The organism is Bradyrhizobium sp. MI1.3 (assembly GCF_055811695.1).
Genome location: NZ_JBVVPQ010000059.1, coordinates 19798 through 43264, shown reverse-complemented (window position 1 = coordinate 43264; position 23467 = coordinate 19798). Strand labels below are relative to the sequence as shown.

General features: G+C 66.0%; 20 protein-coding genes. 8 read left to right on the top strand and 12 right to left on the bottom strand.

Annotation, left to right across the window (positions count from 1 at the left end; all coding sequences use genetic code 11):
• Window positions 1-131 precede the first annotated feature (131 nt).
• The 3 genes from AC0L3A_RS31035 to AC0L3A_RS31025 all read right to left on the bottom strand — a co-directional run bounded on the left by AC0L3A_RS31035 (window position 132) and on the right by AC0L3A_RS31025 (window position 4593).
• Entirely contained in the window at window positions 132-2456 is a 2325-nt protein-coding gene (locus tag AC0L3A_RS31035; RefSeq protein WP_473255804.1) for a xanthine dehydrogenase family protein molybdopterin-binding subunit, read from the bottom strand.
• 231 nt (window positions 2457-2687) lie between these two features.
• Complete coding sequence (locus AC0L3A_RS31030; protein ID WP_354169414.1) at window positions 2688-3563, bottom strand: dihydrodipicolinate synthase family protein; 876 nt, start codon at window positions 3561-3563, stop codon at window positions 2688-2690.
• A 64-nt stretch (window positions 3564-3627) separates the two neighbouring features.
• A complete protein-coding gene (locus AC0L3A_RS31025) occupies window positions 3628-4593 on the bottom strand; it encodes a VOC family protein (RefSeq protein ID WP_007596546.1) in 966 nt (321 codons plus the stop codon).
• Window positions 4594-4792: 199 nt separating this feature from the next.
• Between AC0L3A_RS31025 and AC0L3A_RS31020 the strand changes: the two genes are divergently transcribed.
• Window positions 4793-5659 (top strand): S1C family serine protease, encoded by an 867-nt coding sequence (locus AC0L3A_RS31020; RefSeq protein ID WP_473255802.1) that lies wholly within the window; start codon window positions 4793-4795, stop codon window positions 5657-5659.
• Complete coding sequence (locus AC0L3A_RS31015; RefSeq protein ID WP_007596549.1) at window positions 5656-6027, top strand: response regulator transcription factor; 372 nt, start codon at window positions 5656-5658, stop codon at window positions 6025-6027. The genes AC0L3A_RS31020 and AC0L3A_RS31015 overlap by 4 nt, the downstream gene beginning before the upstream one ends.
• Here the strand turns inward: AC0L3A_RS31015 and AC0L3A_RS31010 are convergent.
• From AC0L3A_RS31010 to AC0L3A_RS30995, 4 genes are all read right to left on the bottom strand, one after another.
• Window positions 6024-7097 carry a sensor histidine kinase gene (locus AC0L3A_RS31010; protein ID WP_473255801.1) on the bottom strand — a complete coding sequence of 358 codons (1074 nt, stop codon included), beginning with the start codon at window positions 7095-7097 and terminating at the stop codon, window positions 6024-6026. The two genes, AC0L3A_RS31015 and AC0L3A_RS31010, sit on opposite strands and share 4 nt — an antisense overlap.
• Window positions 7084-7776: a response regulator transcription factor gene (locus AC0L3A_RS31005; protein ID WP_219683023.1), complete on the bottom strand. Its 693-nt coding sequence runs from the start codon at window positions 7774-7776 to the stop codon at window positions 7084-7086. The genes AC0L3A_RS31010 and AC0L3A_RS31005 overlap by 14 nt, the downstream gene beginning before the upstream one ends.
• Before the next feature lie 97 nt (window positions 7777-7873).
• Window positions 7874-8377 carry a hypothetical protein gene (locus tag AC0L3A_RS31000; protein WP_007596555.1) on the bottom strand — a complete coding sequence of 168 codons (504 nt, stop codon included), beginning with the start codon at window positions 8375-8377 and terminating at the stop codon, window positions 7874-7876.
• 300 nt (window positions 8378-8677) lie between these two features.
• A complete protein-coding gene (locus tag AC0L3A_RS30995) occupies window positions 8678-11014 on the bottom strand; it encodes a Tex family protein (RefSeq protein WP_354169407.1) in 2337 nt (778 codons plus the stop codon).
• 399 nt (window positions 11015-11413) lie between these two features.
• On the opposite strand from AC0L3A_RS30995, the gene atzD reads away from it, so the two are divergent.
• Both atzD and AC0L3A_RS30985 read left to right on the top strand, forming a co-directional pair.
• Window positions 11414-12526 (top strand): cyanuric acid amidohydrolase, encoded by a 1113-nt coding sequence (gene atzD, locus AC0L3A_RS30990; RefSeq protein WP_007596559.1) that lies wholly within the window; start codon window positions 11414-11416, stop codon window positions 12524-12526.
• Window positions 12527-12651: 125 nt separating this feature from the next.
• Window positions 12652-14121, top strand: a complete 1470-nt coding sequence (locus tag AC0L3A_RS30985) for an amidase (protein WP_354128968.1) — start codon at window positions 12652-12654, stop codon at window positions 14119-14121.
• A 38-nt stretch (window positions 14122-14159) separates the two neighbouring features.
• Here AC0L3A_RS30985 and AC0L3A_RS30980 read toward each other — a convergent pair whose 3' ends face one another.
• Window positions 14160-14480 (bottom strand): hypothetical protein, encoded by a 321-nt coding sequence (locus AC0L3A_RS30980; RefSeq protein ID WP_007596563.1) that lies wholly within the window; start codon window positions 14478-14480, stop codon window positions 14160-14162.
• 150 nt (window positions 14481-14630) lie between these two features.
• Here AC0L3A_RS30980 and AC0L3A_RS30975 point away from each other — a divergent pair, with 150 nt between their 5' ends.
• Window positions 14631-15539, top strand: coding sequence for a PaaI family thioesterase (locus tag AC0L3A_RS30975; RefSeq protein ID WP_007596564.1), 909 nt, complete (start codon window positions 14631-14633; stop codon window positions 15537-15539).
• 68 nt (window positions 15540-15607) lie between these two features.
• Window positions 15608-15973, top strand: coding sequence for a hypothetical protein (locus tag AC0L3A_RS30970; protein WP_007596565.1), 366 nt, complete (start codon window positions 15608-15610; stop codon window positions 15971-15973).
• On the opposite strand, the gene poxB is transcribed toward AC0L3A_RS30970, so the two are convergent.
• The 3 genes from poxB to AC0L3A_RS30955 form a co-directional block, all read right to left on the bottom strand.
• Window positions 15970-17706 carry a ubiquinone-dependent pyruvate dehydrogenase gene (gene poxB, locus AC0L3A_RS30965; protein ID WP_007596566.1) on the bottom strand — a complete coding sequence of 579 codons (1737 nt, stop codon included), beginning with the start codon at window positions 17704-17706 and terminating at the stop codon, window positions 15970-15972. The two genes, AC0L3A_RS30970 and poxB, sit on opposite strands and share 4 nt — an antisense overlap.
• A gap of 80 nt (window positions 17707-17786) precedes the next feature.
• The gene (locus tag AC0L3A_RS30960) at window positions 17787-18419 is read right to left on the bottom strand and encodes a 2-dehydro-3-deoxy-6-phosphogalactonate aldolase (RefSeq protein WP_473255798.1); all 633 of its coding nucleotides are present in this window, start codon (window positions 18417-18419) and stop codon (window positions 17787-17789) included.
• Between the two features lie 13 nt (window positions 18420-18432).
• On the bottom strand, window positions 18433-19347 hold the full coding sequence (locus tag AC0L3A_RS30955) for a 2-dehydro-3-deoxygalactonokinase (RefSeq protein WP_007596568.1): 915 nt from the start codon (window positions 19345-19347) through the stop codon (window positions 18433-18435).
• Window positions 19348-19587: 240 nt separating this feature from the next.
• On the opposite strand from AC0L3A_RS30955, the gene AC0L3A_RS30950 reads away from it, so the two are divergent.
• Both AC0L3A_RS30950 and AC0L3A_RS30945 read left to right on the top strand, forming a co-directional pair.
• Entirely contained in the window at window positions 19588-20685 is a 1098-nt protein-coding gene (locus AC0L3A_RS30950; protein ID WP_007596571.1) for an LLM class flavin-dependent oxidoreductase, read from the top strand.
• Window positions 20686-20742: 57 nt separating this feature from the next.
• Window positions 20743-21312, top strand: a complete 570-nt coding sequence (locus AC0L3A_RS30945) for a flavin reductase family protein (RefSeq protein ID WP_007596573.1) — start codon at window positions 20743-20745, stop codon at window positions 21310-21312.
• A 211-nt stretch (window positions 21313-21523) separates the two neighbouring features.
• Here the strand turns inward: AC0L3A_RS30945 and AC0L3A_RS30940 are convergent, their stop codons facing one another.
• On the bottom strand, window positions 21524-23389 hold the full coding sequence (locus AC0L3A_RS30940) for a sigma-54-dependent Fis family transcriptional regulator (RefSeq protein ID WP_007596575.1): 1866 nt from the start codon (window positions 23387-23389) through the stop codon (window positions 21524-21526).
• Window positions 23390-23467 lie beyond the last annotated feature (78 nt).

Below are 23467 nucleotides of genomic sequence, written 5' to 3'. Positions count from 1 at the left end.
CGTTTTCTTATTTCGTCTCTGTGTCCCTTCCCCCCCCTCCCCCCCCGCCCCCCCCCGCCGCGGCCGCCCCCCCCCCCCCCCCCCCCCCCCACGAGTTGGATTTGTGGCGACAGCCAGCACGACAATGGCCGCTAACCGCCCACCTTCGCATCCCGGATCGCCTGCCAGATCTTCTGCGGCGTCAGCGGCGTATTCAGCTGGGTGATGCCGAGTTCGGCGAGCGCATCCATCACACCGTTGGTGACGCAGGGCGGACCGCCGATGGCGCCGGATTCGCCGCAGCCCTTGGCGCCGAGCGGATTGGTGCGGCAGGGCGCGGAATCGTCCAGCGTCACAACGATCGGCGGAACGTCGTCGGCGCGCGGGATGCAATAGTCCTGATAGCTCGCAGTGAGCAGCTGGCCGTCGGCATCATAGGACACGCCCTCATACAGCGCCTGACCGATGCCCTGTGCGACGCCGCCGTGGATCTGGCCGCTCACTAGCATCGGGTTCACGGCGACACCGACGTCGTCGACGGTGGTGTAGCGCACGACCTTGGACACGCCGGTCTCGGGGTCGATCTCGACCTCGCAGATATGGGTGCCGTTCGGCCAGCTCGGACCGTCGACCTCGCCTTCGGAATCGACGCTGAGTTTCGCGCCGCCTTCTTTCTCGGCAATGTCGAACAGGCTGATGCGGCGGTCGGTGCCGACCACGGTGAGCATGCCGCCCTGGTATTCGATGTCCTCGATCGAGGTCTCCAGCACGTTCGCCGCCTTCTCGCGCGCCTTCTGGATCAGATCGTTGGAGGAGACCGCGACCGCCGTGCCGCCGACGAACAGCGAACGCGATCCGACGCTGCCGAAGCCCATCGCCAGATCAGTATCGCCCTGGACCACGTCGATCTTGTCCATGGCAATGCCGAGCGTGTCGGAGATCATCTGGGTGTAGGTGGTCTGCAAGCCCTGCCCCATCGCCATGGTGCCGGAATGCAGGATGACGCGGCCTTCCGACGTCGCGTGCAGGCTGACCTTTTCGGTGTGGGCACGGCCGCCGGTCCATTCGATATAGGAGGTGAGCCCGCGGCCATAGAGCAGGCCCTTCTTCTTCGCGGCCTTCTTGCGCGCGGCAAAGCCGTCCCAGTCCGCAAGCTTCACGGCGCGATCGAGCATGTGCGCGAAGGCGCCGGAGTCGTAAACCTGCCCCGCAGCATTGGTGTAGGGCAGTTGCGCCGGCTTGATGTAGTTGGCTTTCCGGATCGCGCGCGGGTCCATGCCGATTTTCCGCGCGGCCGCGTCGAACAGGCGTTCGACGATGAACACGGCCTCGGGCCGGCCCGCACCACGATAGGCACCGACCGGCGCGGTGTGGGTCATCACCGACTTCACCTCGAAATGCACCAGCGGCAAATCGTAGACGCCGGTCTGCACGAACGGGCCGAGCACCAGCGGAATGATGTTGGCCGCGCCCGAGGAATACGCGCCGGTACAGCCGATCGAGCTGACGCGGTAGGCCAGCACCTTGCCTTTCTCGTCGAGCGCGAAGGAAGCGGTCGAGGTGAGATCGCGGCCGTGGGTGCCGCCGACGAATTCATCGGTGCGGTCGCCGCGCCAGCGGATCTTCCTGTTCAGCTTGGTTGCGGCATAGGCGACGATGCCGTCCTCGGGATAGAGGTTGGTCTTCTGGCCAAAGCCGCCGCCGATATCGCCGACCAGGACGCGCACGCTGTCCTTCGGCCGCTTCAGCACGGCCTCGGCCAGCACGTCGCGGGTCGAGGCGGGCGTCTGCGACTGCACATGCAGCAGAAGGCGGCCGGACGTCTTGTCGATCTCGGCAATGGTCGAGCGCGGCTCCATGGCCGACGGCACCAGGCGCTGGCTGACGAGATCGAGCTCGACGGTATGCGCCGCCTTGGCAAAAGCCTCGTCCACCTTGGCGGCATCGCCGTAGCTCATCGCGCCGACGATGTTGTCGGGCGCCTCCGGCCACACCAATGGCGCACCGGGCTTGACCGCCTCGACGGGATCGACCACGGCCGGCTGCACGTCATATTCGACCACGATCGCTTCGGCCGCGCTCTGCGCGTCGGCACGCGAGGAGGCCACCACGGCGGCCACGGCCTCGCCCGCATAGCGCACGATTTCGTGCGCCAGCAGGCGGCGTGGCGGCACCGTCATCGGCTTGCCGTCGGGGCGCTTGAAGATATTCAAGGTCGGGATGATTCCGATGTCGTCCTTGACGAGGTCGGCGCCGGTGTAGACCGCGGTCACGCCAGGCATCGCCGTGGCGGCGGCCGTGTCGATCGAGACGATCTTCGCGTGGGCATGCGGCGAGCGCAACAGGTACAACCACAGCGCGCCATCTTCCGGCTTGTCGTCGATGAACTGTCCCTTCCCGGTGAGCAGTCGCTGGTCTTCCAAACGCTTGACGGGCTGCCCCGCTCCGAAACGCAAATTGCCGGGAAGAATGTTCATTCCGTGGGGTCCTCAGGGTCTTTTCGAAACTGCGGGCCGCCTTTTAGCGGATCGATCAAGGGCATACCAGCCGCGCTTTTAGGCGGTATATCCGCGATTTCGTCATGCCCGGGCTTGTCCCGGGCATCCACGTACTTTTCGTGTGGAAGCGCGTGGATAGCCGGGACATAGGCGAGCGAAAGCGACGCCGTCCTTCGGACGGCTATGCCCGGCCATGACGAGAGGGGATCGCTACGCCAACTCCCGCAAGGCCGCTTCCACGACCTTGCGCGCATCGGCGGTGAGAGCGGTCTGCGGCGGGACGGGATCGCCGACGTCGTAGCCCTGGATGGCCAAGCCGGCCTTGATGCAAGCCGCCAGGTTGAAGCGGGCAAAAGCCTCGTTAATGCGCCACAGCCTGCGCTGGAGCGCCATCGCCTCGTCCCAGCGACCGGCCTTGCAGAGGTCATAGAGCGCGACGCTCTGGCTTGGGATGATACAGGCGGGGCCCGCCATCCAGCCGAGCCCGCCGATCAGCATCACTGCGGCCGGAATGTGGGCGGAGGCCGAGAACACCCGCAAGGCATCGCCGCAGCGGTTCATGATCGAGAGCAGCCGGCCGGTGTTGGTCGAGGCGTCCTTGATGTAGCCGATGCGCGGATGCTCGGCGAGGCGCGCGATGGTGTCGAGGGTGAGATCGGAGCGCTGGAATTGCGGATTGGTGTAGATCACGACGGGGATGTCCACGGCATCCGCGATGGCGCGAAAATAGGATTCGATTTGGGCATCGGCGAGCGGGAAATACGCTTCCAGGATCGCCAGAATGCCGTCGGCACCGAGCTTCTGATACGCCTTCGCCTGCGCCACGGCGTCAGCCGTCGAGGTGGAGGCGACGCCCGCGACGACAGGCACGCGTCCCCTTGCCGCCTCGATCGTGGTCTGCACGACCGCGGTGCGTTGGGCGGCATTGAGATAGGCGAACTCGCCGGTCGAGCCGAGCGGGGTCAGACCGTGGACGCCGGCGCTTATCAGATCGTCGCAGAGCCTTGCGAGCACGTTCGTCCGCACTGCGCCGTCGGCAGCGACGGGCGAGACGAGATAGGGGAAGACGCCGCGAAAATCGGACATGTCAGCTGTAAATCCCGGAAACTGGCTTGCGCCTGACCGGTCTTACCAACGCTCGCGCCCGCGATCAAACCCTGATCAACCGCACCCGCGTGCCCCAGGGATCGATCGCCTCCACGCCATTCGCCAGCGCCGTGACTTTCGCGCCGCCCTTGCGCAGGCGCTCGTCTTGGGCGGCAAGCAGGTCCGGCTTCTCCGTCACCAGCGAAAACCAGGCGAGCCCCGTTGCCTGATCGTCGCGTTGGCCGGCACCCTGGCTCTGCCAGACGTTCATGCCGAGGTGATGATGATAGTGCCCCGACGACAGGAACGCGGCGCCGTTGCGGCTGCGGGTCGGGTCCAGGCCGATGGCACCGTGATAGAAGCGCTCAGCCTGCGTGAGGTCGCCGACGCGCAGATGCATGTGGCCGATGCGCATTCCGTCGGGCGCCTTGGCATAATCAGGCACGCGTGTATTGGTCAGCGACAGCAGGTCGGGAATGTTGAGCTCGTCGGCCGCCATCTTCACGCTGCCCTCGCTCCACTGCCATTGCGAGGGATCGCGGTCGGCATAGACCTCGATGCCGTTGCCTTCGGGGTCGTCGAGATAGACGGATTCGCTAACGAGGTGATCGGCAAAGCCCGACAGCGGCACACGATGCGAGGCCGCTGCGACCAACCAGCGCGCCAAGTCCTTGCGGGTCGGCATCAGGAACGCAGTGTGGTAAAGGCCGGCGGCGCTGCGTGGCTCGATCTCGGCATCAGGACGGGCCTCCAGCACCAGCAGGGTGATACCGGCCGTGCCGAGCCTTGCAGCAGTTGCCGAGCGCTCCATCACGGTGAGTCCGATGACGTCGCGATAGTAGTCCGCAACCTTGTCGAGACTCTTCACCCGGAGCGTCACCATGCCGACCCGCATCGGGGTGCGGCTGGCGTAGGTCGGCCCACCGCCCTGTGGTGCGCCCTCGGCGCGCGCCGCGCCCGCCGCCGCCATTGCAAGCGAGGTGGCGCCGGCGAGTTGAAGCAGGGTGCGGCGGGTGAGGTCGATGGTCATCGGTCAGGGCTCGCTGAAAGGTTTAGGGCCGTGCGGCGCAATTTCTCGATTGCTACACGTTGCCGTGAGCGGCTCCCAATCACATGTTCGTCGGCCGTGGTCTTACGGACCAGCTTTCCCTGCTCATTTCCTGGCCATCCGGCCAGTTTCACAATCGGCCGCGACATCCCAGATTGGGCGCAGCTTACAGGAGCCCCCCATGACCGACTCAACTCCCCTGACCTCGCTATCGTCGGCGCTCGCTGACGTCGTGGCGCGCACCGCGCCCTCCGTCGTCGCCGTGCATTCGCATCGCTCCCGCGCCACCGGCTTCATTTGGAAGCCCGGCCTGATCGTCACCGCCGACGAGGCGCTGGCTGACGAGGGCGACGTCGAGATCGGCCTCCCCGACGGCAGCACCGCAGCCGCCACGATCGCAGGCCGCGACCATACGACGGATATCGCACTGCTGCGCGTCGATAGCGCGATTGCCCCGGTCAAGCTGGCCACAATTGTGCCGCCCCTCGGCGCGTTGTCGGTTGTTGTCGCCACCAACCGCGATGCGCCGAGCGCCGCGCTCGGCATGGTGTCGCTGTCCGGCAAGAGCTGGCGCTCCTTGCGCGGCGGCGACATCGACGCGCGGATCGAGCTCGACGTCCGCTTGCGCTCTAGCCAGCAGGGCGGCCTCGCGCTCGATGCATCGGGCGAAGCCTTCGGCATGGCCGTGCTCGGCCCGAGGCGTGTGCTGGTGATCCCGACAGCGACGATCGAGCGGGTCGCGGCCCAGTTAGAGGCGCGCGGCCGCATCGCACGCGGATATCTCGGCCTCGGGCTGCAGCCGGTCCGGCTCGACGACGGCGTCGGCGCGATGGTGATGAATGTCGACAAGGCCGGCCCTTCGGCGGCGGCCGGCATCCGCCAGGGCGACGTCATCGTCGCCGTCAACGACCAGAAGCTGTCCGGCGTACGCGCGCTGTCGCGGACGCTGGGTCCGGCTAGCGTCGGAGCGGTGGTCGATATCGCGGCGCGCCGCGGCGGCGAACCGGTCAGCTTCAAGGTCACGATCGGCGAGAGGCCGGCGGCGTGAGCGAGGATATCGCCCCCGAGATCGTTCTGGCCTTGGAGATCGACGATCCCGCCCTCGCCGATCGCCTGGCGGCTCTGCTCGGCCATATCGCCGGGCTTCGCCTCGCCGAACCCGGCGAGAAGGCGGCCGCGACGATTGTCACCCGCGATCCGCGCATCATGCCTGAGGACATCGCGCTGACACAGCGCGAGCTCGATGTGCTGGCGTTGATGGCGGAAGGTGGCTCCAACAAGATGATCGCGCGTCAGCTCGGCATTTCCGTCCACACGGTCAAATTCCATGTCGGCTCGCTGCTTGACAAGCTCGACGCCACCGGCCGAACCGATGCGGTGGCACATGCGGCCCGCCGCGGCGTGATCGAACTCTAGGGCAGGTGCGGCGGGAAGCTGAGCTGAACCGTCAGCCCCGGCGCGTTGTCGTGCAGGGCAATCTCGGCGCCATGGAGGCGGGCGACCGCGGCGACCAAGCTTAAGCCGAGGCCGTTACCGGGGGTGTAGCGACTCTGTTCGAGCCGGTAGAAGCGCTTGAACACATGATCGCGCTCATCAGTGGGAATGCCGGGACCATCGTCGGCGATCGCGATCGTCGCACCGCCGTCGGTGCGGCGGCAGGTGACGATCACCTGCCCGCCTTCGCAGCCGTGCTTGATCGCGTTGTCGACGAGATTGGCGATGGCGTCGAACAGGAGGTCGCGATCGCCCGTGATCGCCACCTCGCGATCGCCGCCCAGACTGAGCCGCGTCGCGACCTGTTCGGCGGCGGCATCGTAGAGCTCGACGACCTCGCCGGCGATTTCGGCGAGATCAAGCGTGCGAAACGCGCTGCGGCGGGAGCGGGTCTCGATCTCCGAGATGCGGGTGATCGAGGCAAACATGCCGAGCACCGCGTCGAGATCGGCGATGGTGTCACCAATCAGAGCCGCGTCGGCCTCGCCGTTGCGAGGGGCGTGATAGGCCTTCTCCAGCCGGCCCCGCATGCGCGTCAGCGGCGTACGCAAATCATGGGCGACGTTGTCGCTGACCTGCTTGACCTCGCCCATCAGTGTCTCGATGCGGTCGAGCATCTGGTTGAGGTTTTCGGCGACGCGGTCCCACTCGTCGTGACTGCCGCGCAAGGGAATGCGCTGGTCGAGGCCCGACATCATGATGGCGCGGCTGGTGGCGTTGATCTCCTCGATTCGCCCGACCGTGCGGCGCGTCACCAGCACCGCGGCGAGCCCGGCGAGCACCAGCATCAGCACGGCGACAGCGGCCATCGCGAGCTCGATCATCGCGGTGAAGCTGCTGTGGTCGCCGGCATCGCCGATACGGCTCTGCACATAGGCGATCGTGCCGAAATAGACATAGGCCATGATCGCCGCGACGATCAGCCCAAATGCTGCGATCGCGATCAGCGCAAGGCGGAAGGTCGAGGAGCGGAGCGTTTTAGCCAGGAGCACGGAGACAATATCCGATGCCGCGGATGGTGTGGATCAGCGGATAGGCCTGGGCATCATCGACCTTGCGACGGACGCGCCCGACATAGACGTCGATGATGTTGGTGGAGGGATCGAAATGCAGATCCCAGACATGCTGGAGCAGCATCGCACGCGAGACGACGCGGCCCTCGTTGCGGACGAGATATTCGAGCAGTTGGAATTCCCGCGGCAACAGCGGAATCTTCCGGCCGCGGCGGCTCGCGCTACGTGCGATCAGGTCGACGGCGAGATCGCCAACCCGCAGGATGGTCTCCTTGGCAACGGTGTCGCTGCGCCGGCCGAGCGCCTCCAGCCGCGCCAGCAATTCGGTGAAGGAGAACGGCTTGACCAGATAATCGTCGCCGCCGGCGCGCAAGCCGCGCACGCGGTCGTCGACTTCGCCAAGTGCGGAGATGATCAGGAACGGCGCGGCGATGCCGTCGTCGCGCAACTGGCGCATCACACTGATGCCATCGATGTCGGGCAGCATGCGGTCGATGGTGATCACGGCATAGTCGCGCGCGGCGCCGTGGCTGAGGGCCTCGCGCCCGGTGGCGGCGAGATCGACGTCGTAGCCGGAAATCGTCAGCTCCTCGACGAGCTGGCCTGCGGTTTCCGCGTCGTCCTCGACGACCAGAATGCGGCGGTGACCTCCGGACATGACAAACTCCGCGCGACGATCGCCACCAGACTATCCCGTTCCGGGGCTGAGCGGAACCGTCCGATGACGATCGCGACAATGGTGCGGTACGGCGATGCTAGTACCAAGAGTCTCCGCACACATTGACCCATTGCCACCCATAGGGCGTCCAGCTCCTGCGCCAACAGCCGTCATTGTAGCCGGCATAGATGAAAGGTGCTCCGAAGAAGAAGCGATGGTGGTGCCGGAAGAAGGCGTGGCGGCCGATGAAGGGCCTGCCGTGCCAGCCAGAACCAGCGAAGCGCGGCCCGATCGCCGCATGCGCGAAGCGGGCGCCGCCGAAGCCCGGTCCGCCGACATGGGCGAAACGGGCGCCACCCATGCCGCCAACGTGCATGCCGCCGAAGCCACCGGCGTGCATGCCACCCCCAAAGCCTCCCGCGTGCATGCCGCCGCCACCGAAATGCCCGCCACCGCCAAAGCCGCCATGACCTCCGCCGCCAAAACCACCACCGCCGTGGCCGCCGCCTCCACCGCCGCCGCGGGCGAGCACCGGTGAAGCGAGCGCCATCACCGCTGCGATCGTCACCGCGGTGAGGCCTTTGAAAAGCCTGTTGTCCATCGAAGCATCCTCCGTACTGCGCGGCGATATTTCTGCCGCGCGAGAAGGATCAGATGAGAGGAAGAGACCGGCACCTTCAACTTACAAACGCGCCAGATTCTGACGCGGAAGTTAGGGAGACGGACCCGCGCTCTCTCCTCGTCATTGCGAGGAGCCCTTGCGACGAAGCAATCCAGAGTCCCGCCGCGGAAAGATTCTGGATTGCTTCGCTGCGCTCGCAATGACGACGCGGATAGAACTCTCGATATATCGAGCAGCGATCCGACACCTCCCAGCAGAAGAGCGGGGAGAGGTTAGAAGCTACGCCCGCTTGCCGCCGTTTTTCTCGGCCGCGCGGCGCAGCGCTTCCGCGAGGGCGCCGCCGCCGGCAGATTCCTGCTGGCGCGGGGCCGACGAGGTCATACGGGACGGATTGCGCGAGCTGTTGTCCCGCTGCATGCCGGGCGCGTCCTTCTTGGCGCCGACCTCGTCGTCGAGCCGCAGCGTCAGCGAGATGCGCTTGCGCGCGACCTCGAAGTCCAGCACCTTCACCTTGACGATGTCGCCGGGCTTCACCACCTCGCGTGGATCCTTGATGTAGGTCCTGGACATCGCCGAGATGTGCACGAGGCCGTCCTGGTGCACGCCGATGTCGACGAAGGCGCCGAACGCGGCGACGTTGGTCACGGTACCCTCGAGGATCATGCCCTTCTTGAGGTGCTTGATCTCCTCGACGCCGTCCATGAACACCGCGGCCTTGAACGCCGGACGCGGGTCGCGGCCGGGCTTCTCGAGCTCGCGCAGGATGTCGGTGACGGTCGGCAGACCAAACGTCTCGTCCACAAAGTCTTTCGGCTTCAGCGTGCGAACGATGTCGCTGCTGCCGATCAGCGCCTTGATGTCGCTTTTGGTGGCGCTGAGAATCCGGCGCACCACCGGATACGCTTCCGGATGCACGCCGGAGGCGTCGAGCGGGTCCTCGCCGCCGAGGATGCGCAGGAAGCCCGCGCACTGCTCGAACGCCTTGGGGCCGAGCCGCGGCACGTCCTTCAGCGCCTTGCGCGACTTGAACGGACCGTTAGCGTCGCGGTGTGCCACGATGCTCGAGGCAAGGCCGGAACCGACGCCCGACACGCGCGCGAGCAGCGGAGCGGACGCGGTATTGACGTCGACGCCAACCGCGTTCACGCAGTCTTCGACCACGGCGTCGAGTGATTTGGCGAGCTTGGCCTGACCGAGGTCGTGCTGGTACTGGCCGACGCCGATCGCCTTAGGTTCGATCTTGACGAGCTCGGCGAGCGGATCCTGGAGCCGCCGCGCGATCGACACCGCACCGCGCAGGGTGACATCGAGGCCCGGCAACTCCTCCGAGGCGAAAGCCGAGGCCGAATAGACCGACGCGCCAGCTTCCGACACCACGATCTTGGTCATCTTCAAGTCGGGCAGGCCCTTGACGAGGTCGGCCGCGAGCTTGTCGGTCTCGCGCGAGGCGGTGCCGTTGCCGATCGCGATCAGCTCGACGCGATGCTTCAATGCGAGCTTGCCGAGGATCGCAAGCGCCTCGTTCCACTGTCGCTGCGGCTCGTGCGGATAGATCACGGCAGTATCCACCACCTTGCCGGTCGCATCGGTGACGGCAACCTTGACGCCGGTGCGGAAGCCGGGATCGAGTCCCATGGTGACGCGGGTGCCGGCCGGCGCGGCCAGCAGGAGGTCGCGCAGGTTCGAGGCGAACACGCGCACGGCCTCGGTCTCGGCCGCATTCCACAGCCGCATGCGCAGGTCGATGTTGAGATGCACCTGGATCTTGGTGCGCCAGGCCCAGCGCACGGTGTCGATCATCCAGCGGTCGCCGGCGCGCTTGAGGTCGGCGATGCCGAACCGCTTCATGATCTTCAGCTCATAGACGCTCGGCACGCCCGGCGGCGATGCTTCGGCCTCGGCCTGGATCTGGAGATCGAGGATCTCTTCCTTCTCGCCGCGGAACATCGCGAGGATGCGGTGCGAGGGCAGCTTCGTCAGCGGCTCGGAGAACTCGAAATAATCGGCAAACTTTTCGCCCTCCGTCTTCTTGCCGTCGCGCACCTTGGAGGCCATGCGCGCATTGGTCCACACCTCTTCGCGAAGCGCGCCGATCAGGTCGGCGTCTTCGTCGAAACGCTCGACGAGGATGGCGCGGGCGCCGTCGAGCGCCGCAGCGGCATCAGCAACACCCTTCTCGGCATTGACGAAGGCCTCAGCGACGACCTTCGGATCGTTGGTGGGGTCGGCCATGAGCTGATTGGCGAGCGGCTCGAGGCCGGCTTCCTTGGCGATCTCCGCCTTGGTGCGGCGCTTCGGCTTGAACGGCAGATAGATGTCTTCGAGGCGCGCCTTGCTGTCGGCGGCGAGAATGGAGGCTTCCAGCGCGGCATCGAGCTTGCCCTGCTCGCGGACCGATTCGAGGATGGCCTTGCGGCGGTCCTCGAGCTCGCGCAGGTAACCCAGGCGCTCCTCCAGCGTGCGCAATTGCGCATCGTCGAGCGCACCGGTCGCTTCCTTGCGGTAGCGGGCGATGAAGGGAACCGTGGCGCCGCCGTCGAGCAGCGCCACTGTCGCCTCGACCTGCTCCGCCCGAACCCCAAGCTCCTGCGCAATTTTCTGGTTGATATTTGCCACGCGAGAACCCCTCTATCCAAGCACGCATCGCGGAGGCGAACCACCGGCTGCGGGACGCCGCTTATGGACCAATCGGGGTTGATTCATCAAGGTGCGGCGGACGATCGTCGACAAGGGATTTTTTGTCGAACCGATGCGATCTCGCCACAATCGTGAGGGGCGGCGAGGACGACGCACATACTCCATCGTCGTCCTGGCGAAGGCCAGGACCCATAGCGCGTGATTCATCGATTGTAGGCGGTAGGCGTACCGAACGACGAGACTTCGCCAAATGCCCCCTGGGTCATGCGTCCTGGCGCTCGCCAGGACGACGATGGGATTGCCTCGACACCTTGACAGGCGCCCCGGTTCAGCGGCTGTTTTGTCGGCCGGGCTCCTGAACCCCATGTGAGGACTATCATGCGGACGACATCGGTCGGCGTCTTCAAGGTCGCCACCAAAGGCCCCGGCGACGTCTCCGGATTGATGGCCATGATCGGCTCCGGCGCGATTGATCCGGCATCCATCCTGGCCATCCTCGGCAAGACCGAAGGCAATGGCGGCGTCAACGACTTTACCCGGGAATATGCCGTTGCCGCGCTGTGCACGGCGCTGGCGCCGCAGCTCGGCCTGTCGCCGCAGGAGGTCGAGCAGCGCATCGCTTTCGTGATGTCCGGCGGCACCGAGGGCGTGCTGAGCCCGCACATCACGGTGTTCACGCGCCGAGACGTTCTGCAGCGCCCGGCAGGCATCTCCGGCAAGCGCCTGAGCATCGGCATGGCGCACACGCGGGATTTTCTCCCTGAAGAGCTCGGCCGCTCCGCTCAGATCACGGAGACAGCCAAGGCCGTGAAGGCCGCGATGGCGGATGCCGGGATCGCCGATCCCGCCGACGTCCATTTCGTGCAGATCAAATGCCCGCTGCTCACCAGCGAGCGCGTCGAAGCGGCGAATGCGCGCGGCCACAAGACGGCGACGACCAGCGCCTACAGTTCGATGGCCTATTCGCGCGGCGCCTCCGCGCTCGGGGTTGCAGTCGCGCTCGGCGAGATCGCAACCGACCTACGAGACGACGACGTGCTGCGGCGCTACGATCTGTTTTCGAACGTCGCCTCGACCTCGTCCGGAATCGAGCTGACGCACAACGTCGTCATCGTGCTCGGCAATTCGATGTCCTCGACGAGCGAATTCGAGATCGGGCATGCCGTGATGAGCGATGCGATCGACGCTGCCGCCGTGCTCGCGGCGCTGGAGAGCGTTGGGCTCTGTGCCGCGCCGCAGACGACGACCGGCCGCGAGCTCGTCAACATCTTCGCCAAGGCCGAGGCCTCGCCTGATGGCAGCGTGCGCGGCTTCCGCCACACCATGCTGGAAGATACCGATATCAGCTCGACGCGCCACGCCCGGGCTGCCGTCGGCGGCCTGATTGCCGGCCTCGCCGGCACCGGGGCGGTCTACGTCTCCGGCGGCGCCGAGCACCAGGGCCCCGCTGGCGGCGGGCCGGTCGCGGTGATCGCAAAGCTCTCGGATTGATGCGTGCGCATGCAATGGAGGATTACCTCTCCATCCCGCGCAACCCTGCCCTTCGCGCCGCCTCAGTTGATTAAAATGTTCCCGTGCGAAACTAAGGTGGCGCCGCACGAAGAGGTTTGGATCGCATGACTTTCCCGATGAGCTGGAACGAATGGGCGCAGCACGATGGCGTGGGACTGGCCGCGCGCGTCCGCAAAGGCGAGCTCACGGCAAAGGAGTTGGCGCGCCAGGCCGCTGCGGGCGTTGCCAAGGTCAATCCGGCACTGTCGGGCGTCGTCGAGCTGTTCGATGACGTGATCGCCGATCCGGCCAAGGACGGCGCCAATCTCGCCGGCCCGTTCGCAGGCCTGCCCTTCCTGATGAAGGACCTCGGCCCGACCATGAAGGGCCGGCTCCAGGAGATGGGCTCGCTACTGATGCGCGGCAATCGCGCTGGCGCCGACACGTTCCTGACCGGCAAATTCCGCCAGGCCGGGCTGAACCTGATCGGACGCACCACGACGCCGGAATTCGGCGTATGCAGCTCGGCCGACAATCCCGCCGTCTATGTCACGCGCAATCCCTGGGATACCGACTACACCACCTGCGGCTCGTCGGCCGGCAGCGCCGCAATGGTGGCGGCCGGCGTGGTGCCGATCGCACATGCGACCGACGGCGGCGGCTCGATCCGCATTCCCGCCGGGGTCAACGGCAATATCGGCCTGAAAGTCTCGCGCGGCGTGTTCTCGCTCGCACCGCACATGTCCGATCTCACCGGCCTCGTCTCGATCCAGGGCTGCCAGTCGCGCTCGGTGCGCGACACCGCCGCCTTCGTCGATCATGCCAGGGGAGCGGCGCCGGGCGAGTTCATGCCGTTCTGGACCACGGCGCAACCATACTCCGAGATGATCAAACGCGATCCGTCAAAACTTCGCATCGCGCTGTCGCACAGCTGGGGCGACTACACCGCGACGCCAGAGATCGCGGCCGAGCTGGCAAAGGCCGGCCGCTTCCTCGAAGGCCTCGGCCATCACGTCGACTACGGCCTGCCCGAGCTCGACTTCCGCGCCGCGTTCGAGGCGCAGACCACCTGCTATATCTCGAATTTTGCCGTGGTAATCTCCAACATGCTCGCCGCGCGCGGGCTGGAGCGGCCCCCGGAAGACCTCATCGAGCCCATGAACATCCGGATCTGGGAAGCCGGCCGGCATACGAGCTTCGCCGAGCGGGCGAAGATGCAAGGCGTGTTCAACACGACCTCACGCGCCTTCGGCGCCTTCTTCGAGCAGTGGGACGTGATCCTGACGCCGATCACCGCGCTGCCGACGCCGAAGGTCGGCACCCGGGAATATCTCACCATCTCCGACAATCCTGACGTGCTCGACTGGTTCGGCAATCTCTGGCGCTTCTTCGCCTTCACGCCGCTCGCCAATCTCTGCGGCATGCCGGCGATCTCGATGCCGATGGCCACGCAGGACCACGGCCTGCCGCTCGGCATCCAGGCGATTGCGAAACAGGCCAATGACGGCCTGCTGCTGCAACTCGCCGCCCAGATCGAGCGCGCGCTCGACGGCAAGTGGAACGATGGCAGGAAGCCGAAGGTGCATGTGAGCTGAGCGAGTTGATCGCATTAACTTGCGATCCGCCGCTTGCCTCAGTTCTTCACCGTCGGAATTTCCTCCGGCCGGGGCTCCTGCTGACCCTGCTGGTACATCGCCAATGCCTTGTCGAGCGCTTCGCGCAGGGCCAGCGCGGCGGCCACGCTGCAGCGCAGATGCGCGGTCTGGACCACGTCGACCCTGACGGCGGCGCCGACCGGCATCAGAAGGTTCGCAGCAAGCTCGATCTGGATAGCGCCGTTGTGGTGGCCGAAGCAGGACGCACCGTCGAAATAGATGATCGGCGCCCGCTCCGAGCTCGAGGTCGAAATGATGACGGGCCCCTGGCTGGTGGCGGGCATTTCGGGATCGGCCATGGGCACTCCTTGCGGCTGGTCGAACGAACGAGGCGCCCACCATCGTTGCTTCGGCCGGCCCTGTCGAGGCCAAACCGGCCTCGGAACTCCTGCCGCGGGACGCCCATCCGGGGTTTTGCACCGCGCCCGCCGCTGGTTTAGAACGTCCTCATGTCCAGCTCACCGACCACACTTTCGTTCGAGGACCTCGCCGAGGCGATCAAGGGCCGCCGCTCCGATTACGGCCAGATCAGCGGACTCCAGCTCGACCGCTTCGCACCTCGCGAGGCCTGGTCCAGCCTGCCCTACCGGCCCGTCTTCGTCGGCGACACGGAGACCGGCGTCCTGCATGGCGGCGTCGTCACCGCGATGCTGGACGAGAGCTGCGGCATGGCGGTGCAACTCGCGCTCGACGGCACAAGCGCGATCGCGACGCTTGATTTGCGCATCGACTATCAGAAGCCGGCAACGCCCGGGCTCGACATCAAGGCGCATTCGGTCTGCTACCGCACCACGCGGTCGATAGCCTTCGTGCGATCGACCGCCTATCAGGAGTCCGAGGACGATCCGGTCGCGACCGCGACCGCCTGTTTCATGATCGGCGCCAACCGCACCAACATGCTCGTGGACCGCAGGATGGATTTGCCCAGCATCCCGTCGCTGGAGGCGCCGGACGATCCGGACGGTCCGTTCGCCAACAGCCCGTTCGCGCGCTGCCTCGGCATTCGCGTCAACGACGACGACACCCTGACGATGCCGTTCTCGCCAAAGATCATCGGCAACCCGATCCTGCCCGCGATCCATGGCGGCATGACCGGCGCCTTCCTCGAGACCACCGCGATCTTCGGAGTGGCGCGCGAGCTCGGCGCCGCCGCACTGCCCAAGCCGATCGGACTGACCGTCAACTATCTGCGCTCCGGCCGCGCGCTCGACACCTTCGCCAACGTCTCGATCGTGAAGCAGGGCCGGCGCATCGTCGCCTTCGAGGCGCGAGCCTGGCAGGACGATGCGAACAAGCCGATCGCCACCGCCTTCGGCCATTTCATGCTGCGGCCGACGCCCGGAAACGACGAGGAATAGGCGCATTTTCCCTTGACGGCCCAGGTCCGGGCCACAACGATAGTGCGTTTTCTGCGAGAGGTATTGGGTTGCGGCATCCGCTCGACATCGTCGCCATGTTCGCCGCGCTCTGGCTGCTGGCAGCGATGGTGCTCGACGCGCTGACGCCGAAGGAGCTGACGACGGTGATGATCGGCATCGCCATTGGACCCGCCGTCGTCATCACCGCCGTGTTCTACTATCTGCGCTGCCCGCGCACCGATTTCGCGGTGATGTTCGCCGCGCTCTGGCTGATCTCCGACATCGCCATCGCGTTCATCTCACCGGCGCAGCTGCCGCATTTCCTGATTGCGCTCGGCTTCGTGCCGGCGCTCCTGATCGGCATCGTCCTGCACTGGCAACGCTTCCAGCGCCGCCATGAGCGGCTGCCCCTGCCGTCGGTCAAGCGCGGTTAACGCGGCAGCAAATTGGTCTTGGCGAGATCGACGACCTCGTCGCCGCGGCCGTTCATCACGGCGCGCAAGACCCAGAGGCTGAAACCCTTGATCTGTTCGGGCGTGATGGTCGGCGGCATCGACAGCTCCTGCTTGGCGGTGACGACATCGAGCAGCGCCGGCCCGTTGTGGGCCAGCATGTCCTTCACCGCTCCCGGGAGCTCGCCGGGATCCTCGACGCGCCTTGCGAAGATACCCATCGCGCGCGCCATCGCTGCGAAGTCCGGATTCTCCAGATCGACATTGGTGTCGACGAAGCCGGCCGCCTTCATCTCCAGTGCCACGAAGCCGAGCACGCCGTTGTTGAAGATGACCACCTTCACCGGCAGCTTCATCTGCGTCAGCGTGATCAGATCGCCCATCAGCATGGTGAAGCCGCCATCGCCCGAGAGCGAGATCACCTGGCGGCCGGGCTGCGCGGCCTGCGCGCCGATCGCCTGCGGCATAGCATTGGCCATCGAGCCGTGCACGAACGAGCCGATCAGCCGGCGGCGGCCGTTCATCTCGAGATAGCGCGCGGCCCACACCGTCGGCGTGCCGACATCGGCGGTGAACACTGCATCATCGCTCGCATGGTCGCTGATGACCTTTGCGAGATATTGCGGATGGATCGGCTTTGCTCCGGGCGTGCCCTTCGCAAGCGAATCCAGGCCCTCGCGTGCCTTCTTGTAATGCACGATGGCATCGTCGAGATGCCTGCGCTGCGTCTTGGCCTCGAGCAGCGGCAACAGCGCCTCGATGGTGAGCTTGACGTCGCCGACGAGGCCGAGATCGATCTTGCAGCGCCGCCCGAGATTTTCCGGACGGATGTCGATCTGCGCGATCTTCGCATCGGTCGGGAAGAACTGCTTGTAGGGAAAATCAGTGCCGAGCATCACGAGCGCGTCGCAGGCGTGCATGGCGGCATAGCCGGAGGAGAAGCCGATGAAGCCGGTCATGCCGACGTCGTAGGGATTGTCGTATTCGACATGTTCTTTGCCGCCCAGCGCATGCACGATCGGGCTCTTCAAGGCTTCCGCAAGCTGCATCAGCGGCGCATGCGCGCCAGCGCAGCCGCGGCCGCAGAACAGGGTGATGCGTTCGGCGCCGTTCAAGAGGTCCGCGAGCGCCTTCAGCTCATCGGCCTGCGGCACGACCTTCGGCGCCGACAGCGCAAGGCCACGCGCCGTCGACAGCGCGCGCTTCGGTGGGCTGCGGAAGGCGACGTCGCCCGGCATGGCGACGACGGCAACGCCGCGCATGCCGACAGCCGCACGGATGGCGTTTTCCAGCACGTAGGGCAGCTGACTCGGATCGGAGACCAGCTCGCAATAATGGCTGCACTCGCGGAACAGGTTTTGCGGATGGGTCTCCTGGAAATAGCCGCTGCCGATCTCGGCGGTCGGGATCTGTGCGGCGATCGCCAGCACGGGAACGCGACTGCGATGGGCATCGAACAGGCCGTTGATCAGATGCAGATTGCCGGGACCGCACGAGCCCGCGCACACCGCAAGACTGCCCGTCATCTCCGCTTCGCCGGCCGCGGCAAAGGCCGCAACCTCTTCATGCCGGACATGGATCCACTCGATCGTTCCGCGCCGCCGCAGCGCTTCGGTCAGCGCATTCAGGCTGTCGCCGACGATGCCGTAGATGCGCTTGACGCCGGCCTGTTCGAGCGTTGCCACGAACAGATCGGCCACGTTGTTGATCGCCATGTCGGTCTCCTGATCCCGCTGGTCCAGCAAGATAGGATAACGCGCGACCGTGACGGGATCACGGCTTGTTTATTGCGATCTCACTCTTTCGCAATCGCCCGATCGTAGGCCGCAATCGTCTCCTTTACGCGAGCGGCAACGTCCGTTGCCGTCATGCCGGACTTGTAGAGGCTGGAGCCGAGCCCGAACGCAGTGACGCCGCCCTTGATGTACTCCGCGAAATTCTGGTCGGAGACGCCGCCGACGGCGGCGATCATCGCCCCGGCAGGCAGCACGGCGCGGATCGCGGCAATACCGGACGCGCCGAGCACGCTTGCCGGAAAGAACTTCAGGCCAGAGGCGCCGGAGCGCGCGGCCAGCAGCGCCTCGGTCGGCGAAAACACGCCCGGCAACGTGACCATGGCGTATTGGTGCGCACGCGTGAGCACCTGCGTATCGACATTCGGCGAGACCATCAGCTTGCCGCCGACATCGTTGAGACGGTCGACATCCGAAGTGGTCAGCACCGTGCCGGCGCCGATCAGCACGCCGGCCGGCGCCTGTTTCACGGCCGTTGCGATGGAGCGGAACGGGTCCGGCGAGTTCAGCGGAATCTCGATTGCGGTCATGCCGGCTTCGATCAGCACGCCGACGATAGCCTGCGTTTCCTCGGGCTTCACGCCGCGCAGGATCGCGACCAGTGGCCGCTTCATCGCCGGAAAGGGAACGCTCATCTCGACAGTCCTCTCATTGCGTCCAGATCGCGGCAGCCGCCATCGACAGACCGCGGCGGACCGCTTCATCGGCATCGACTTGGTTCACGGCGACCGACAGCGCGTCGAAAGCCAGCCTATACAGCATCGCGAGCCGCCCCGAGGCAATCAGCGTGATGCCAGCTTTCGACATCGCGCCGGAAAGCCCCGCCGCCAGCTCGACGCCGATCAACGTGCCCGACAGCGTTTCGCGCGCCGCGGCCGGTGTGCTCCCGAACAGGAGCTGACGCGAGCGTGCGCCGAACAGAAAATTAGCCGCGAAGGCCGGTGCTTCGTACGCGGCCTTCACCGCCGCCTTGAAGCTCGCGAAATCCTCGGCGTCTTCGGCCCCGGCGACTGCAAGCGACAAAATCGTCTCGCGCGACACGACGCTGAAGAGCTCGCCGGTCATGAAGGTGGAGAAATGCGCGACCGTGCCGTCCTTCACGCGCACCCATTTCGAATGCGTGCCGGGCATGCAGACTAGCGCTTCGCCAGCGGTATCGAGCCCGAGCGCGCCGAGCAGCTGCGTTTCCTCGCCGCGCATCACGTCCGGCGCTTTTGCATCGCGCTGCGCGATACCCGGCAGGATGCGAATGTCGCGCGCTTCGCCGGGCACGTGCGCGGCCTGCTTCAGAACAGCGGAGAGTGGTGCCGGCGTGTCGACATAACCGGCCTCGACCCAGCCGGTACGCGCGCCGGCCATGCCGCAGACGAGGACGGGCAGATGATCGGGAGCCTCGACTGCCGCGAGATGCGATTGCAGCACGGCGGGAAAGCCGGCCTTCGCGGCGGCCAGCATGCCCTCATCGCTGCGGCGCTCGGCCAGCACCTCGCCGGCGCGGTCGATCAGCCAGAGTCGAAAGCTGCTGGTGCCCCAGTCTACCGCGACATAGGCAGGTTCAGTCATCTCGATTCGTATCCTCGTCTCACCGCCGAGACGCCGTCTCGCGACAGTGAGACGAGGCCCCCGTAAATCTGTCCCGGGATATCGGCTATTGCCGCCGCAAACCAGCCTTTTCTCGCAGGTCTGAGGCGCCGTTCGCGCTGGCCCACCACTCGCGAAGAGCTGGCACACCGCTTGCTAAAGCGTTTCCGCTCACATCCGTGAACCGCGCAACAAGACGCGTCAATTGTGGAGAGGAAACCCATGGAGATCGGTTATTTCACGATGCCTTCGCACCCGCCGGAGTGCGGCCTGAAGGAAGGGAACGACTGGGACCTGCAGGTCATGCGCTGGCTCGACGAGCTCGGCTATCAGGAGGCCTGGGTCGGCGAGCACCATACCGCGCCCTGGGAACCCAATCCGACGCCAGACCTTCTGATCGCACAGGCGCTGATGCAGACCAAGAATATTCGCATCGGACCAGGCGGCTTCCTGCTGCCCTATCACCACCCGGCCGAGCTCGCCAACCGCGTCGCCATGCTCGATCACCTCTCCGGGGGGCGACTCAATTTCGGCGTCGCAGCTAGCGGCCTGCCGAGCGACTGGGCGATGTTCAACGTCGACGGCATGAGCGGACAGAACCGCGACATGACCCGCGAGGCGCTGGAGATCATTCTGAAGATGTGGAGCGATCCCGCGCCCTGGACCTACAAGGGCAAGTTCTGGACGGTGACCAAGCCGGACACCATGTTCGACTTCCTCAAGCCGCACATCAAGCCGTTGCAGACACCGCATCCGCCGATCGGCGTCGCCGGGCTCTCGAAGAATTCGGACACGCTGAAGCTCGCCGGCGAGCGCGGCTTCATCCCGATGAGCCTCAACCTGAACCCGGCCTATGTCGGCAGTCATTGGGATTCGGTCGTAGCCGGTGCCGCCAAGACCGGACGCAAGCCGGACCGCGCGGATTGGCGGCTGGTGCGCGAGGTGTTCGTCGCTGATACCGACGAGGAAGCGTGGAGGCTCTCGACCGGCGACATGATGGGCCGGATGATGGGCGAGTACTTCCTGCCGCTGCTCGGGCATTTCGGCTTCAAGGACTATTTGAAGCACGCGCCCGACGTGCCCGATAGCGACGTCACCGTCGAATATTGCGCCAAGCGGAACTGGATCGTCGGCTCGCCCGCGACCGTCGCCGAGAAAATCGAGAAGATCTACGAGGAGGTCGGCGGCTTCGGCGTGCTGCTGGTGTTCGGCTTCGACTACAAGCACAAGGCTGAAGCCTGGCATCACTCGCTGTCGCTGCTGAGGAACGAGGTGATGCCGCGCCTGAAGCATCTCGGCTCCGCGCAGAAGGCGGCTTGACCCGACGCGGGTGCGGCGCGATCGTGCCGCATCCGCATCCATTTCGGAGATTTCCGCGTGAGCGTGGACGCCAGTGCTTTCGACGCCAAGGATTTCAAGCAGGCGATGCGCCAGTGCGCCGGCGCCGTCGCGCTGGTGACGGTCGGCGCCGAGCACGGCAAGCGCACGGGGTTGACTGTGACCTCGGCCTGCTCACTGTCGGACTCGCCGCCATCCCTGATCGTGTGTGTCAACCGCAACGCCAGTGCGCACGCGCGTATCCGCGAGGAAGGCGCGTTCGCGATCAACTTCCTGCACGAGGACCATGCGGCACTGGCGCTGACCTTCAGCGGCCAGAAGGGCGTCAATGGCGACGACCGCTTTGCGTTCGGGGAATGGACGCGCGGGGTGACCGGCGCGCCGGTGCTGACGGATGCGGTCGCCGCGTTCGACTGCGTGCTGGCGCAGGAATTCGAGACCAAGACGCATTCGATCTTCGTCGGCGAGGTGCGCGGCGCATCGCATTCCGACGGCGCGGCGCCGCTCGTGTATCTGCGCAGCAGCTTCCACGCCCCGCGCGAAATCCGCGGCACCGTAACCGTCGGCGACCTCGACTCGCGACATCTGAGCTGGAGCGATTTTTCGTAAGGCAGCGGCGGCGTTGATGGTGCGCTCTTCCCTTCTCCCCTTGCGGGAGAAGGTGGCGCGAAACGCCGGATGAGGGGTATCTCTCCGCGAATCCAGAAGCCAGAGAATCAGGTGCGGAGAGAGACCCCTCACCCGTCTCGCCGCTGTCGCGGCGAGCCACCCTCTCCCGCAGGGGGAGAGGGGAAGAAAGCTCGCCGCATGCAGCTGAGTGCTACTGCGCTGTCTCTATCTTCAACTGCTTGATCTTGCGATAGAGCGTCGCGCGGCTGAGCTTCAGCGCGCGCGCCGCTTCGATCACACGACCACCATGCTCGCGCAACGCCTCCACGATCGTGGCGCGCTCCGCCGCCGCGAGATCCGGCTCCGCCCTTCCACCAAACGGCGGCAAATCGAGGTCGGCATCGGTGATGACACCGTCTTCCGCCGTGCAGCCGGCGAGCCGCAGCACGTGCCGGAGCTGGCGCATGTTGCCGGGATAGGGATAGGCCGAGAGCTGCGCCCAGGCCTCGTCCGAGAGGGAACAGTTCGGCGCTTCCTCGCGCGCAATCTGGCGGATGACGTCGTCGCGGTCGGCGCGCTCGCGCAAGGCCGGCAGCCGCACCTCCATGCCGCGGAGACGAAAATAGAGGTCGGTGCGGAAGGCGCCCTCCTCGGCCATGCGGCCGAGATCGCGATGCGTGGCGCTGATCAGGCGAATGTCGACCGGCACGGGCTTCAGCGCGCCGAGCGGCCAGACTTCGCGGTTCTCCAGCACCCGTAGCAGCCGCGTCTGCAGCGCAATCGGCATGTCGCCGATCTCGTCGAGGAACAGCGTGCCGCCGTCGGCCTGCACGATCAGGCCTTTCGAGCCGTCGCGGCGCGCGCCGGTGAAGGCGCCGGCCTCGTAACCGAACAGCTCGGCATCGATCAGGCTGTCCGGCATCGCAGCGCAGTTCAGCGCGACATAGTTGTGGCGCGCGCGATTGCCGGCCGCGTGGATGGCACGGGCGAACACATCCTTGCCGACGCCGGTCTCGCCATGCAGCAGCACCGGCAGATTGTGATCGCCGATGCGTCTGAGCCGCTTTACACTCTTGATCAGTCCTGGATCGCGGCCAGCGAGGCGCTGCAGCGCATCGAAGGGGTCCACAGGAACGTCACGACGCTGCGTGGACGCCCGTGGCCGCAGCGGCGGCGCGACATGGCCATGCCCCAACGGACTGCCATCGCCCCGGCGCAGCTCGACGAGATCGTCCGCGTCGCGCGCGGCGGGATGGTCGAATTTGACATAGCGCGACAGATCGATGCCGGAGGCGATCAAGCCGTCGGTGAGACCCAGCAGTGCGCGCGCCGAACGGCAGGCGCCGACGATGCGGCGATCGTCGTCATAGGCGAGCAGGCCGCTGCCGCCATCGCCCGGCACGGTCGCGATCCAGGCGTTGCGGAAATGACCGCGGAAGATCGCGCCCTCCATGCGCCGCGTTGCCTCCATCGTCACCGCCAGCGCGAGCTGATGCGCGGTGCGTTCGAGGTCCTCGCGGCAGGAGGTGATGTTCACGGCGCCTGCGAGCCGTCCGGCCTGGTCGAACAGCGGCGTCACGGCGCAGGAAAACATGTGCCACTGCGCGCGAAAGTGCTCGTCGCGATGCACCAGGATCGGCTTTTGCTCGGCAAGCGCGGTGCCGAGCCCATTGGTGCCTTCAAAGGCCTCGGAAAAATTCGAGCCGGTGTAGATCTTCCAGTCCATGAACAGTCTTGCGTCGGCCTCGCCGGGCAGGCGGCTGAACAGCATGGTTGCGTTCACGTCCGCCAGGTTGACGCAATAACCGGCATCGCGGAGTACCCGGGCGAGATCGTCGAGCTCCGGTGTTGCAAGCCGGATCGTCTCTTCCATCGGCTCGGCGACATGCCGGATCTCGGCTTCGGTCAGCGTCTGCGGCGGGCCTTGGCGGGCGGGATCGAGCTTGTGGCTGACCAGGCAGCGCCGCCAGGAATTGGCAATGCGCGAAGAGGCATCGACGTCGGCCAAGCGGTCTGCAACCTGATTGGCGACGGACAAGACACGGGCGACATGGTTCGAGGCCGAAAGGCTGGCCATCGCGGACGTCTCCACCCTGTATTATTGTGCAAAGTCTGGCAGCGCAGGCGGGGATGTCAATCGGGAACCGGGAACGCG